At 73.2% G+C, this 13908-nt stretch carries 12 protein-coding genes and 1 tRNA gene; 8 read left to right on the top strand and 5 right to left on the bottom strand.

Annotation, left to right across the window (positions count from 1 at the left end):
* Positions 1-6: 6 nt before the first annotated feature.
* Both lysA and argS read right to left on the bottom strand, forming a co-directional pair.
* Positions 7-1392, bottom strand: coding sequence for a diaminopimelate decarboxylase (lysA, locus tag LPA42_RS16975; protein ID WP_043966013.1), 1386 nt, complete (start codon positions 1390-1392; stop codon positions 7-9).
* Between the two features lies 1 nt (position 1393).
* Entirely contained in the window at positions 1394-3058 is a 1665-nt protein-coding gene (argS, locus tag LPA42_RS16970) for an arginine--tRNA ligase (protein ID WP_077938520.1), read from the bottom strand.
* Between the two features lie 99 nt (positions 3059-3157).
* Here argS and LPA42_RS16965 point away from each other — a divergent pair, with 99 nt between their 5' ends.
* From LPA42_RS16965 to LPA42_RS16950, 4 genes are all read left to right on the top strand, one after another.
* The gene (locus tag LPA42_RS16965) at positions 3158-3973 is read left to right on the top strand and encodes a DUF3105 domain-containing protein (RefSeq protein ID WP_077938519.1); all 816 of its coding nucleotides are present in this window, start codon (positions 3158-3160) and stop codon (positions 3971-3973) included.
* A gap of 28 nt (positions 3974-4001) precedes the next feature.
* Entirely contained in the window at positions 4002-4679 is a 678-nt protein-coding gene (locus LPA42_RS16960; protein WP_077938518.1) for a DUF305 domain-containing protein, read from the top strand.
* Between the two features lie 188 nt (positions 4680-4867).
* Positions 4868-5560 (top strand): winged helix-turn-helix domain-containing protein, encoded by a 693-nt coding sequence (locus LPA42_RS16955; RefSeq protein WP_077938517.1) that lies wholly within the window; start codon positions 4868-4870, stop codon positions 5558-5560.
* A gap of 65 nt (positions 5561-5625) precedes the next feature.
* Positions 5626-5697 (top strand) — tRNA-Arg (locus tag LPA42_RS16950).
* A gap of 83 nt (positions 5698-5780) precedes the next feature.
* Here the strand turns inward: LPA42_RS16950 and LPA42_RS16945 are convergent.
* Positions 5781-7361 (bottom strand): right-handed parallel beta-helix repeat-containing protein, encoded by a 1581-nt coding sequence (locus tag LPA42_RS16945; protein WP_228986676.1) that lies wholly within the window; start codon positions 7359-7361, stop codon positions 5781-5783.
* 297 nt (positions 7362-7658) lie between these two features.
* Here LPA42_RS16945 and LPA42_RS16940 point away from each other — a divergent pair, with 297 nt between their 5' ends.
* Together LPA42_RS16940 and LPA42_RS34170 are read left to right on the top strand one after the other, a co-directional pair.
* Positions 7659-8345: a TetR/AcrR family transcriptional regulator gene (locus LPA42_RS16940; protein WP_077938516.1), complete on the top strand. Its 687-nt coding sequence runs from the start codon at positions 7659-7661 to the stop codon at positions 8343-8345.
* Between the two features lie 104 nt (positions 8346-8449).
* Positions 8450-9616, top strand: a complete 1167-nt coding sequence (locus tag LPA42_RS34170; protein ID WP_077938515.1) for an NAD(P)/FAD-dependent oxidoreductase — start codon at positions 8450-8452, stop codon at positions 9614-9616.
* 77 nt (positions 9617-9693) lie between these two features.
* Here the strand turns inward: LPA42_RS34170 and LPA42_RS16930 are convergent, their stop codons facing one another.
* Positions 9694-10476, bottom strand: a complete 783-nt coding sequence (locus LPA42_RS16930) for an isocitrate lyase/phosphoenolpyruvate mutase family protein (RefSeq protein ID WP_077938514.1) — start codon at positions 10474-10476, stop codon at positions 9694-9696.
* A gap of 213 nt (positions 10477-10689) precedes the next feature.
* On the opposite strand from LPA42_RS16930, the gene LPA42_RS16925 reads away from it, so the two are divergent.
* Together LPA42_RS16925 and LPA42_RS16920 are read left to right on the top strand one after the other, a co-directional pair.
* Positions 10690-11289, top strand: coding sequence for a TetR/AcrR family transcriptional regulator (locus LPA42_RS16925; RefSeq protein ID WP_077938513.1), 600 nt, complete (start codon positions 10690-10692; stop codon positions 11287-11289).
* A gap of 39 nt (positions 11290-11328) precedes the next feature.
* Complete coding sequence (locus LPA42_RS16920; protein ID WP_077938512.1) at positions 11329-13551, top strand: MMPL family transporter; 2223 nt, start codon at positions 11329-11331, stop codon at positions 13549-13551.
* Positions 13552-13624: 73 nt separating this feature from the next.
* On the opposite strand, the gene LPA42_RS16915 is transcribed toward LPA42_RS16920, so the two are convergent.
* A complete protein-coding gene (locus LPA42_RS16915; protein ID WP_077938511.1) occupies positions 13625-13816 on the bottom strand; it encodes a DUF2795 domain-containing protein in 192 nt (63 codons plus the stop codon).
* Positions 13817-13908: the final 92 nt, after the last annotated feature.

Below are 13908 nucleotides of genomic sequence, written 5' to 3'. Positions count from 1 at the left end.
GTGAGGTCATCCGACATCCAATGCGAGCAGGTCCTCTTCCGTCTCCCGCCGGACGATCAGTCGCGCCCGGCCGGCGCGCACCGCCACCACCGCGGGGCGGGGCACGTGGTTGTAGTTGCTGGCCATGCTCCGGCAGTAGGCACCCGTCCCGGGCACCGCGACAAGATCTCCGGCCTGCACGTCAGCGGGCAGGAATTCATCCTTCACCACGATGTCCCCGGACTCACAGTGCTTTCCCACCACGCGGGCGAGCAGCGGCTCGGCGGTCGAGGCCCGGGAGGCCAGCGTCGCCGAGTACGACGCGTCGTAGAGGGCGGTGCGGATGTTGTCGCTCATCCCCCCGTCCACGCTCACGTAGGTGCGGATGCCGTCGACGTTCTTGACCGTGCCGACCTCGTAGAGCGTGAACACCGCCGGGCCGACGATGGCCCGGCCGGGCTCGATGGACAGGCGCGGCACGGCCAGCCGCTCGGCGGCGCACTCCCCGTCGACGATCTTGCGCAGCCGCTTGGCCAGCTCCTGCGGGGTCGCCGGGTCGTCCTGGGTCGTGTACGCGATGCCGAAGCCGCCGCCCAGGTCCAGCTCGGGCAGCTCGACGCCCCGGGCGTCGCGGATCTGCGCCTGCAGGGCGAGCACCCGACGGGCGGAGACCTCGAACCCGCTGGCGTCGAAGATCTGCGAGCCGATGTGCGAGTGCAGGCCGCGCAGGTCCAGCACGCCCTCGTCGATGACCTTGAACGCGGCGGCGGCAGCCGCCCCGCCGGCCAGCGAGAAGCCGAACTTCTGGTCCTCGTGCGCGGTGGCGATGAACTCGTGGGTGTGCGCCTCCACGCCGACGGTGACCCGGATCAGCACGCCGGGGCGGACCCCACGCTCGCGGGCCAGCGCGGTGAGCCGGTCGATCTCGGTGAACGAGTCGAGGACGATCCGCCCCACCCCCGCGTCCAGCGCCCGGGTCAGCTCCGCCACCGACTTGTTGTTGCCGTGGAAGCCGATCCGCTCCGCCGGCATCCCGGCCGACAGCGCGGTGGCCAGCTCGCCGCCGGTGCACACGTCGAGGAAGAGCCCCTCCTCGGCGATCATCCGCACCACGGCCCGGCACAGGAACGCCTTGCCCGCGTAGTAGACGTCGGCGTCGGGGAAGGCCGCCCGGAAGTCGCGGCAGCGCGAGCGCAGGTCGTCCTCGTCGAGCACGTACACCGGGGTGCCGAACTCGGCCGCGATCTCGCGCACGCCGAGCCCGCCGACGGCGAGCGCGCCGTCGGCGGCCCGGGTCACCGTGCGCGGCCAGAGCGGCGGCACCAGGGCGTTGACGTCGACCGGGGTACGCAGCCACGCCGGCCCCCGGCTGCCGATGTCGCCGTGCAGCGCACCGGCCTCGTGAGCCCGCATGTCACATCCTCTCGGGGGCGGACACGCCCAGCAGGCGCAGCCCGTTGGCGATCACCGTGCGGGTGGCGTCGTTGAGCCAGAGCCGGGCCCGGTGCAGGTCGGTGACCTCCTCCTCGCCGCGCGGCAGGATCCGGCAGTTGTCGTAGAACCGGTGGTACGCCCCGGCCAGCTCCTCCAGGTAGCGGGCCACCCGGTGCGGCTCCCGCAGCTCGGCGGCGGTGGCCACCACGGCGGGAAACTCGGCGAGCGCCTTGAGCAGGTCGTTCTCCTTGTCGTGGGAGAGCAGCTCGGGACGGAACGCCTCGCCGTCGCCCCGGGTCAGCCCCACCTCGGCCGCGTTGCGGCCCACGCTGGCGGTGCGCGCCGCCACGTACTGCACGTAGTAGACCGGGTTGTCGCGGGTCGCCCGGGTCCACAGCTCCACGTCGATGTCGATCGGCGAGTCGCTGGAGTAGCGGGCCAGCACGTACCGGGAGGCGTCCACGCCGATCGCGTCGACCAGGTCCTCCAGGGTGACCACGGTGCCGGCCCGCTTGCTCATCCGCACCGGCTGCCCGTCGCGGACCAGGTTGACGAGCTGGCCGATCAGGATCTCCAGGTTGACGGCCGGGTCGTCGCCGAAGCAGGCGGACATCGCCTTCATCCGGCCGATGTAGCCGTGGTGGTCGGCGCCCAGCATGATCACCACGCGGTCGAAGCCGCGCTCGCGCTTGTCGAGGTAGTACGCGCAGTCGGCGGCGAAGTACGTCCACTCGCCGTTGGACTTGCGCAGCACCCGGTCCTTGTCGTCGCCGAAGTCGGTGGTGCGCAGCCAGGTGGCCCCGTCGGCCTCGTAGAGGTGGCCCTGCTCACGCAGCCGGGCCAGGGCGTGGTCCAGCTCGCCCCGGTCGTGCAGGTCCTTCTCGTTGAAGTAGGTGTCGAACTCCACCCCGAAGTCGCGCAGCGAGGACTTGATCTCCTCGAACATCAACGCGACGCCCTCGGCCCGGAACACCTCCTCCGCGGCGGCGTCGCCCAGCTCCAGCACGTCGGGCCGGCGGCTGCGGACCTCGGTGGCGATCTCCGCGATGTACGCGCCGCCGTAGCCGTCCTCCGGGGCGGGCTCGCCCTTCGCGGCGGCCAGCAGGGACCGGGCGAACCGGTCGATCTGGGAGCCGGCGTCGTTGAAGTAGTATTCCGTGCCCACGTCGGCGCCGGTCGCGCGCAGCAGCCGGCTCAACGCGTCGCCGACGGCGGCCCAGCGGACCCCGCCGATGTGCACCGGGCCGGTCGGGTTGGCCGAGACGAACTCCAGGTTGATCTTCTGGCCGGCGAGGGCCGTGCCGGTGCCGTACGCCGGGCCGGCCTCGACGATCGACCGGGCGAGCTGGCCGGCGGCGGCGGCGTCGAGCCGGATGTTGAGGAAGCCCGGTCCCGCGATCTCCACCGACTTGACCCCGGGGGCCCGGCCGAGCTGCTCGGCCAGCGCCGTGGCCAGCTCGCGCGGCGGCACGCCCACCTTCTTGCTCAGCTGGAGGGCGAGCGTCGAGGCGTAGTCGCCGTGCTCCGGGTTGCGCGGTCGCTCGACGGCGGTGCGCCCCGGGAGCGCGGAGCTGTCCAGGCCCCGGTCGGCGAAGACTGCGTGGGCTGCGGAGAGGACGACCTCGGCCAGTTCTGCGGGAGTCACCGAACCATGTTATCGGGGGTAGACTCGGTCACTCGGCGGCCACCCTGCGCGTGAACACCGTCCGCCACCCACTCTGACCGACCGACCTGACGAGGCACGATGAGCATCAGCACCCCGGGCGGCCCGGAGCGCCGTCCGACCGTGGTCACCACCGGCAAGAAGCCGGGGGCGGGCCGGCCGGCGGCCGGCGCCAAGGCCGGGGCCGGCAAGTCGACGGGCGACGCCCCACGCCCCTCGGCGGGCGGCAAGGGCAAGGGCCCCCGCAAGCCGATCGCACCGGTGAAGGTGAGCCAGGGCCGTTCGTGGGGCCCGATCGCGCTGTTCACCGCGGTCGGCGTGCTCGCCGTCGCCATCATCGGCTTCGGCGCCTGGGCGACGTTCCAGGGCTCCAAGCCGTGGGAGGACCGGGCCGCCGACATCAGCGGCATCGTCAACTTCCGCAAGTCCGACCCGGATCTGGTCAAGGGCAGCAACCACCAGCAGGGCTCGATCAAGTACGCGCAGTCCCCGCCGGTGGCCGGCCCGCACAACGCGACCTGGCAGAACTGCATGGGCAACGTCTACGACGCCCCGATCGCCAACGAGCACGCGGTGCACAGCCTGGAGCACGGCGCGGTGTGGATCACCTACCGCCCGGACCTGCCGGCCGACCAGGTGGCCAAGCTCAAGAGCAAGGTCGAGGGCCAGGAAAAGCTGATGCTCAGCCCGTTCGAGGGGCAGGACAAGCCGATCTCCCTCCAGGCGTGGGGCTACCAGCTCAAGGTCGACAACGCCGACGACAGCCGGATCGACGAGTTCATCAAGACGCTGCGGGTGAACGCGTCGATCGAGGGTCCCACCGCCAACTGCGGCGAGCCGGGCATCACCGCCACCGGCACCACGCCGCGTGACGGCACCCCGATGCCCACCCAGTGACCCGACACCGCCAGGGACGAGGACCCCGATGACCGCACCCACGACGACGGAACCCGACACGGCCGAGGCCCCGGCGGCCGATGGCGACGGCGGGCCGACGACCGCGCGCCGGTTCGGCACGCTCGCGGTGGTCGCCGCCGTCGTGGTCGGCCTCCTCCTCGGGTACGCGGGCGGCCTGCTCACGCCGAAACTCACCCGGCCGGGCGACGCCTCGGCGGAGGCGGGCTTCGCCCGGGACATGACCACCCACCACGCCCAGGCGGTGGAGATGGGGCTGATCGCGTTCCAGCAGGGCACCGACGCCGAGGTGGTCAGCATCGGCGGCGACATCGCCACCGGCCAGCAGGGCGAGATCGGCACCATGCAGACGTGGCTGCGCTCCTGGGGGCTCGACCCGACCGGGTCGCAGCCGCGGATGGCGTGGATGCCCGACGGCACGGCGTCGATGAAGAACGGCCTGATGCCGGGGATGGCCACCCCGGAGCAGATGGCGAAGCTGCGGGACACCCCCCGGGGCCGGGAGAAGGACGTCCTCTTCCTGGAGCTGATGATCCAGCACCACTTGGGCGGGGTCCACATGATCGACGGGATCCTGGACGCCAGCGACGACCCCGAGGTCGTGCGGGTGGCCCAGACGATGAAGAACACGCAGCAGACCGACCTGACCAACCTCACGGCCGCGCGCGACCGGCTCGCGAAGGGCTGACCGCCGCACCGCGACATCCGAAGGGCCCGCGCCTCCCGCCGAACCCGGCGACGGCGCGGGCCCTTCCGCATCCGCCACCCACAGGCGAGCCATGTCCGTTTAGAAGCCATCCGACCCTTTGGCCAGCTTGAGAGAGTTTTCTACCCACATATCGTGACCAGTTGCGATTCGGGCTCGTTGCGCAGGACGTGGGGGTTGCACTCAGAGACGCACGGCGTTCGGTCACCAGCTGGTGCCGACGCCACACCATCGGCGGTGACGGGACGGTGGCAGCCGTCCGTCGCGGACAGCGGCAGGGCGAGCCGGGAGCCCTCAGCCGCGAACAGGAACTGGAGCTGATCGACGTCCTGCGCGGCGTCCACCCCGACGAGTTCGGCCTGGACGAGGAGCTGTGGACGCGGCAGAGCCTCACCACGCTCGTCCAGCGCCGCTTCGACCCCAGGGCCGACGCGGGCGCCGTCGGGGCGTACCTGCGGGCCTGGGGGTTGGGTCCGCGCGAGCCGCGCGAGCGCGCCTGCGGGCTCTGCGTCGGCGCGGTCGAGCGCTGGGTACGCCTGGAGTACCCGGCGATCACCCGGGCCGCCCAGGAGCACCTCGCCGAGGTCTACTGGCTGGGCCGGGTGCGGCTGCGCGGCACGATGCCGGCGGCCGACGTGGTCTCCGCCGTGTCATCCCGGGGCCGGGTCCGCTTCATGATCACCACCCCGTCGGTCGACCCGCCGCTGCCCCGCGACTTCGTGCTGCGGCTCAGCGGGGCCGAGGAGAACCCGGTGCACGTCATCGTCGACGGCTCCTGGCCGAAGAACGAGTGGCCGCGCCGGCTGCCCCGGCGGATCGCGCTGCACCCGTTGCCGAGCTGCGGACGGACGATCGCGGCCTGACCCGCCGGGCCGGATACCGATTCGGCGTTCGGTGGGGACGTTTGCTAGTCTTCTCCCGTCGCTGAGCCCCCGTAGCTCAGGGGATAGAGCACCGCCCTCCGGAGGCGGGGGCGCAGGTTCGAATCCTGCCGGGGGCACCTCGGATGAGCAACACGAAGGCCGCTGACCAGGATCGATCAGGTCAGCGGCCTTCGTCGTGTCTGCGGCCTTCTCCTGTCGGCTAGAAGCGGGCGCCGACGTCGGCGCCGTTGGCCGGGCGCAGGAAGGTCGACGACGGGATCGAGCCGTCGGCGGTGCGCGGCCCGGTGATCGTGCCCGGGTCGGTGCTGGCCAGCGACCAGGTGCCGCCGATGTTCCACGAGTTTCCGCTGCCGGTGGAGGTCGAGCCCAGCGACGCGGCGGTGCCGTTGGCCACGGCGAGGTTCTTCGTCAGCGTGCTGCTGGACCGGCTGAAGTCGAAGCCGGCCCCCGGGTTGTTCCACGCGGTGCAGTGGTCGATGGCGTGCCGGCCGGGGTTGTTGTTGTCGATGAAGCCACCGACGGCGTTGCCCCACGCCATGCTGTTGCGCACGGTGTGGTTGGCCGCCACGCCGTTGCCGCCCAGCTTGAAGCCGTTGCCGTCGCCGGTGTAGTCCGGCAGGTTCCAGCGGTTGAAGCCGTTGCCCCAGGCCAGGCTGTTCTCCAGCAAGATGGGCGACTCGAACATCCAGAAGTCCAGCCCGTCGTCGGAGTTGTTCCACAGCCGGGCGCCCCGCACCACGTTGCCGGTGCCGGAGCCCTCCTTGATGGCCAGGCCGTCGGCGCTCTCCCCGTTCTTTCGGGGGTCACGGTTGCCGTACGAGTCGAGATTGACGACCCGGTTGTTGCTCGACGCGCCCTGGATCTGGATGCCCGACTCGTAGTTGTCCCGGGTCACCAGGCGGTCGAAGACGGTGTTGTTGACGTCGAGCGCGAACACCGCGTACGGGCCGTGGACGATCTCCAGCCCGACGAGCCGCCACCAGTCGCCCTCGATGTGGATCGCGCCCCGCTCGGCGCGGGGGATGCTGCCGCCCACCGGCGCGGGGGTGTGCGGCATGTTCTCGCCGTCGATGACCACCCGCTCGGTGCCGTAGTTGCGCATGGTGATCGGCTGGCTCGACGTGCCGTTCTTGAGCAGCTGGAGGTTGGTGCTCGGGGCGTACGTGCCGCCGCGCAGGTAGATGGTGTGGCCGGGTTGGGCGAGGTCGACCGCGCGCTGGATGCTGCGCAGCGGGGCGGCCAGGGTGCCCGGGTTGCCGTCGTCGCCGTTGGTGGCCACGTAGAGCGCGTTCGTCGCCGGGGGCGGCGTCGTGGTGCCCGCGTCGACGTCGAGGTAGTCCACGTTGGGCAGGCCGGCCGAGACGGTCGGGGTGAGCCGGACGGTGTTGCTGCCGGCGGTCAGGTTCACCGACACCGTCCTGGTCACCCACGTGCTCCAGGCGCCGGTGCCCTCGAACGCGAGGTTCTGCACGGTCGCGCCGTTGACGGCCAGGTCCGCCGACCGGACCGTCGTGGCGCCGTTGGCGAACCGGATCTGCACCGTCGCCGCGCCGGCAGCGGCGGCGGTCACCGTGAACTGGGCGTACGCGCCGACGGCGTTGGTGGCGTTGCAGAAGCCGCTGCCGGAATAGCCGGCCCAGTCCGCGTCGACGGTGCCGGTGCACACCGCCGGGGAGGTCTCGGCCTCGTACCGGACGGGGGCGGCCTGCGCCGCCTGGGGTAGCACGACGAGCGCGCCGGCCAGCAGGCCGGTCGCGGCGATCATGGAGCTAAGGCGCATGGGGGTCTCCAGGGGATCGAACTGGTCGTGGGACGGGCTGCCCGGGGTCGGCCGGCCGGGCGCACGGCCGACGCGCCGTCGATCGACAGCGTGCGGCCGGGGCGCAGGCGTGGCCGGTGCCGGCGTCGCCCGGAGACACCAGAACTGGAAAGCGCTTTCCACGTGGAGGATGCCAAAGCTCATCAATGAAAGCAAGGCTCCCGGCCCGCACCGCCCGCACCGTCGCGGACCGGCCGGGACGGCCCGTCGCGGGGACGCCCTTGCCAGTCGACGAACACGTTCGTTACGATCGCGTTCATGAGCCCTCGGCGCGTTCCCGTGAGTCGCCGCGACCGCCCCGCCAAGCCGCCACTGAGCAGGGACGGCGTGGTGAGCGTCGCCCTGCGCGTCATGCGCGAGGAGGGCCTGGAGCGGGTCACCATGCGCCGGCTGGCGGCGGAGCTCGACACCGGCCCGGCGTCGCTGTACGTCTACGTCGACAACCTGGCCGAGATGCACGCCGCCCTGCTCGACGCGCTGATCGCGGACCTTCCGCTGCCGTCCGGCGACGACGCCGGGCGCTGGCGCGAGGACGTGATCGGCCTGCTCGACGCGTACACCCGGATCCTGATGGGTCATCCGGGCCTGGCCCGGTCGGCGCTGGTGCTGCGCCCCTCCGGGCCGCACTACCTGCGGCTGGTCGATGCGGTGCTGGGCCTGCTGCACGCGGGCGGCATCCCCGTGCGGCAGGCGGCGTGGGGCGTCGACCTGCTGCTGCAGCACGCCACGGCCACGGCCGCCGAACAGGGCACCCGGGACGGGTCGGCCGACGCCGACGGCGAGGTACGCCAGCAGGTGTCGGCCGTGCGCGACGCCGATCCGGGCAACCACCCCCACCTGCACCGCGCCCGCGACGAGCTGTTCTCCGGCACCGGCGAACAGCGGGCGCGGTGGGCGTTCAGCACCCTGCTCGACGGCCTCGCCGCCGGCCGGCGCGGCGACTGACCCCTCCCCGGCCGCACGGCGACTTTCCATGCTCGCGTCGAACGCGTTCGTCAAGAACCCGTTCGTCGGTCCGAACCGGCAGCACCCACACCTGAAGGAGACCCGTGCGCACACCAGCGATCGGCATCATCGGCGGCGGACTGGGCGGCCTCACGCTCGCCCGCGTCCTGCACGTCCACGGCATCCCCGCCACCGTCTACGAGCGGGACGCCGCACCGGACGCCCGCACCCAGGGCGGCATGCTCGACATCCATCAGCACAACGGCCAGGTCGCCCTGCGGGCCGCCGGCCTGCACGAGCAGTTCCTGCGCCTCGTCCACCCCGGCGGGCAGGCCGTGCGGGTGCTCGACCGGCACGGCACCGCGCACCTGGACGAGGCCGACGAGGGCGACGGCGACCGCCCCGAGGTCAACCGGGGCCACCTGCGCCGGCTGCTGCTGGACTCCCTGCCCGAGGGCACCGTCCGCTGGGGCGGCAGGGTCACGGCCGCCCGCGCCCTCGGCGACGGGCGGCACGAGCTGACCCTCGCCGACGGCGGGACCGCCACCACCGATCTGCTCGTGGGCGCCGACGGCGCCTGGTCCCGGATCCGACCGCTGGTCTCCGCCGCCGCGCCCACGTACTCCGGGTTGTCGTTCGTCGAGGCCACCCTGCGCGACGCCGACCGCCGGCACCCCGCGCAGGCCGCGCTCGTCGGGTCCGGCATGCTGTTCGCCCTCGGCCCCGGCAAGGGCTTCCTGGCCCACCGGGAGCCCGACGGCAGCCTGCACGTCTACGTCGCCCTGCGGCTGCCCGAGGACCGGCTCGCCGGCGTCGACCACGCCGGCGCGGTCCCGGGGCACGAGCGGCCGGGCGACGGCCCCGCCCGGTCCTTCCTGCTCGACCAGTTCGCCGGCTGGGCGCCCGAGCTGCGGGCACTGATCGCCGACGCCGACGGCCCCCTGGTCCCGCGTGCCATCCACGCGCTGCCGGTCGGGCACCGCTGGGACCGCGTGCCCGGCGTCACCCTGCTCGGCGACGCCGCCCACCTCATGTCGCCCTTCGCCGGGGAGGGTGCCAACCTCGCCATGCTCGACGGCGCCGAACTCGGCCGGGCCCTCGCCGCCCACCACGACGACGTCGAGACCGCGCTGGCCGCGTACGAGCGGGCGCTGTTCCCCCGCGCCGAGGAAGCCGCCCGGGAGGCCGCCGCGAACCTGGAGATCTGCTTCCGCGACGACGCACCGCACGGCCTCGTCGACCGCTTCGCCGCGTACGCCGAGGCCCGCTGACGGCTGCCGGAACGGGTCGGCCGGCTGGTTAGGAAGGGGCCCTTCCTATACCGAAAGCGTTAACAGGGGGCCCTTCCTTACGCGTACGGGTTGGCGCCGGAGCGGACGGCGTCGAGCAGGCCGGCGATCCGCGCCTGACTGACCCGGTACGGGCCGGGGCCGAAGCTGACCCGGGCCACGCCCAGCCCGGCCAGCTCGGCCAGGCTCGGCCCGCCCGGCTTGAAGCCGACGTTCACCGGGGCGTCCACGGCTGACACGAGTTCCGCGATCCGCTCCGGCTCGGCGAGGAAGATCGGGTAGACGCAGTCCGCCCCCGCGGCCCGGTAGAGCCGCCCCCGACGGATCGCCTCGGCGGTGCGGCCGTCCGGGTCGCCGGCCCCGCGCAGGTAGAGGTCGATGCGGGCGTTGAGCACCAGCGGCACCCCGGCCGCGTCGGCCGCCGCCCGCACGGCGGCCAGCAGGTCGGCCTGCTCCTCGGCGTCGTACAGCGCGCCGGTGCGCGGGTCGGAGTCCTCCAGGTTGCACCCGACGACCCCGGCGGCGAGCATCCGCTCGACCAGCTCGGCGGGGCTCAGGCCGTACCCCCGCTCCAGGTCGGCGGTGACCGGGACGGGCACCGCGCGCACCATCCGGGCGACGGCGGCGAACATCTCCTCGACCGGGGTGGCCTCGCCGTCGGCGTACCCGAGGGACTCGGCGACGGCGGCGCTGCTGGTGGCGACGGCCGCGAAGCCGGCCGCGACGACCGCCCGGGCGGAGCCGGCGTCCCAGGCGTTGGGCAGCATCAGCGGGTCGCCGGACTTGTGCAGGGCGCGCAGCGCGTCCGCGTGCTCGACGGAGGTCGATGGGTTCTCGGTCATCCCCGCATCATGGCACCCGGGGGGCGGTACCGGTTCTTCGAGCGGGCCGTGTCCGGCGTCGCTGCCGGCCGGTTCCCGGTCCGGCCCCGGCCGGCTCCTGGTCCTGTCGCGAAGGCGGGCAGCGCTGTGGCCAACGCCACCCGATTCCTCTGACCGATCGGTCAGGGTCTGACCGATCGGTCAGGCATGCTGGTGGGCAGGAGGTGGCCGGGCATGGCACGGGCGGTACCGGAGACACACGCGGAGATCCTCGCGGCGGCGGGGCGGCGGTTCGCCGTCACCGGCTACAAGGGCACCTCACTGCAGGACATCGCCCGCGAGGTCGGCGTCTCGAAGGCCACCGTGCTCTACCACTTCGCCAACAAGGAGGCCCTGCTCAGCGAGCTGATGGCCCCGGAGCTGGCGGCGGTGGTCGAGCTCGACGAGCGGATCGCTGGGCTCGGCGGCGACCGGGCCCAGCGGGTGGCCGCCGAGGGCTTCGTCGACCTCGCGGTGCGCTTCCGCCGGCAGATCGCGCTGCTGCGCGGCGAGTTCCCCGTGCTGCTCCAGCAGCCGGCCTTCGCGCACGTGCAGCAGATCTCCGAACGACTGGTCGCGGCGTTCGCCGGCCACTCGCCGCACCCGGCCGCCCGGGTCGCGGCCCTGGTCGTGCTCGCCGGGATCGCCGAGACCTGCGGCGAGTTCGACGACCTCGACGACGACGAGCTGCGCGAGGCGTTGCTCGGCCTCGTCCGGCGCGCGCTGGTGCCCCCGGCCGACCCGCCGCCGCCCGGCAGCAGCTCCACCCAGGACGGCTCCACCACCACGGTTTGACCCACGACGACCCCACCCACGATCGAGGACAAGGATCTGATGGCGACCCTGTTGTACCGGCTCGGCCGGGCCTCACTACGCCACCGGCGGCTCGTCGCCGTCGTCTGGCTCGTCGTGCTCGTCGGCCTCGGCATCGCCGCGGCGACGCTGCGCGGCCCGACGGCGAGCAACTTCACCATGCCCGGCACCGAGTCCCAGCGCGCGATCGACCTGCTCGCCGAGCGGTTCCCGGCGGCCAGCGGGGCCACCGGCACCATCGCCGTCAAGGCACCGGCGGACGGTCAGCTCGCCACGCCCGAGGGGCAGGCCCTGGTCAAGCAGGTGACCCAGGAGGCGGCCACCCTGCCCGGGGTGGTCGGCGCGGTGGACCCGTACCAGTCCCAGGCGATCTCCCCCAACGGCCGGTACGCGCTGATCCAGGTGCAGTTCGCCGGCCGCGCCGACGACGTCACCGACGCCCAGCGCGACGCGTACGAGAAGGTGGGCGCGCAGGCCGAGGCGAAGGGCTGGCAGATCGCCCCGGGCGGCGAGGTGCTCGGCGGCGAGCCGGAGGTCGGCTCCACCGAGGCACTGGGCGTCCTCGTGGCGGCGATCGTCCTGGTCATCACGTTCGGGTCACTGGTCGCGGCCGGGATGACCATGCTCAACGCGCTGATCGGCGTCGGCGTCGGCATGGCCGGCCTGTTCGCGCTCTCCGGCACCATCGAGCTGACCAGCACCGCGCCGATCCTGGCCCTGATGCTCGGCCTCGCGGTCGGCATCGACTACTCGCTGTTCATCACCTCCCGCCACCGCCAGCACCTGATCGAGGGGCTCTCCCCCGAGGAGGCGGTCGGCCGCGCCGTCGGCACCGCCGGCTCCGCCGTGGTGTTCGCCGGGGCCACCGTGGTCATCGCACTGGCCGGTCTCGCCGTGGTGGACATCCCGTTCCTCACCGTCATGGGCCTGGCCGCCGCCGGCACCGTGACCGTCGCCGTGCTGGTCGCCATCACCCTCGCCCCCGCGCTGCTCGGCTTCGCCGGTCACCGGGTCCTCCCCCGCCGGCTGCGCCGGGCCGGCAGCACCGCAGGCACCGCGCCGGCGAACGGGATGGCACCGGCCGAGGAGCCGACCGGTTCAGGAACCGCCGAGGACCGGTCCGGCTTCGGCTTCCGCTGGGCGCACCTGGTCACCCGGCTGCGCGTACCGGTGATCCTGGTGGCCCTGCTCGGTCTGGGCCTGCTCGCGGTGCCCGCCCCCGACATGCGGCTGGCCCTGCCGGACGCCAGCACGGCCGCCGCGGGCTCGCCGGCCCGGGTGAACAACGACCTGGTCCGGGAGGGCTTCGGCCCCGGCTTCACCGGCCGCCTCGCGGTGGTCGTCACGTCCGACTCCCCGCAGGCCACCGCCGCCGCGGCCCCGCAGGTCGCCAAGCTGGTCCAGGCCACGGACGGGGTGCTCGCGGTGGCCCCGCCGCAGACCGACCCGACCGGGCGGACCGCGCTGCTCGGGGTGATCCCCCGCAGCGGCCCGACCGACGAGGCCACCGAGGAGCTGGTGCACGACATCCGCCGCCAGGTCGCCGGCGTCGACGGGGCGGACGTGCTGCTGACCGGCGCGACCGCGATCGGCATCGACGTGTCGGAGAAGCTCTCGGACGCGCTGCCGGTCTACCTGCTGCTGGTCGTCGGCCTGTCGATCCTGCTGCTCATGCTGGTGTTCCGGTCGGTCCTGGTGCCGGTCAAGGCGGCGCTGGGCTTCCTGCTCACGGTCGCCGCGACGTTCGGCATCACGGTCGCGGTGTTCCAGGAGGGGACGCTGGCCGGGCTCGTCGGCCTCGACACCCCGGGGCCGCTGGTCAGCTTCCTGCCGATCCTGCTCATCGGCATCCTGTTCGGCCTGGCCATGGACTACGAGGTCTTCCTGGTCTCCCGGATGCGGGAGGACTACGTGCACGGCGACACCGCGCGCCAGGCCACGATCAACGGCATGGGTCACGGCGCGCGCGTCGTCACCGCCGCCGCGCTCATCATGATCTCGGTCTTCGGCGGGTTCGTGTTCCTCGACGATCCGGTGATCAAGTCGATGGGCTTCGCGCTCGCCGCCGGCGTCGCGATCGACGCCTTCGTGGTGCGGATGACCATCGTGCCGGCGGTGATGTCGCTGCTCAACACGGCGGCGTGGTGGATCCCGCGCTGGCTGGACAAGATCCTGCCCAACGTGGACGTCGAGGGCGAGGGCCTGCGCGCCCACCTGGCCGACAAGGAACCGGCCAAGGTCTGAGCTGTGCAAGGAGGGGCCCCCTGTTAACGCATTCTGTTGTACAGGGGGCCCCTGCAAACACCTGCGGGCACGCTCACGCGAGCGTGGTGAGCGCCTCGGTCAGCTCCGCCGCGGAGGAGAACTCCTCCGCCGGCAGCGCGTGCAGCATCTGCAACACCTCGGTGCTGGCCCCGTTCTCCTGCCCCCAGCGGACCAGGTCCTCCCGGGAGACCGGGTAGTCGAGCCCGGCCAGGTACTCCTGCAACTCCACCCCACTGACGGTCATGCCGGCCGGCTACCCGTTCGGCCCGTCTCCATGCCCCCGCGCGCCCCCGGCCGGGCGCGGGCGGCGGGCGGTTTGTCCCGGCGGGGGCCGGG

This window comes from Micromonospora sp. DH13 (assembly GCF_020873825.1).
GTDB lineage: Bacteria > Actinomycetota > Actinomycetes > Mycobacteriales > Micromonosporaceae > Micromonospora > Micromonospora haikouensis.
This window is presented reverse-complemented; position numbering and strand designations above follow the sequence as displayed.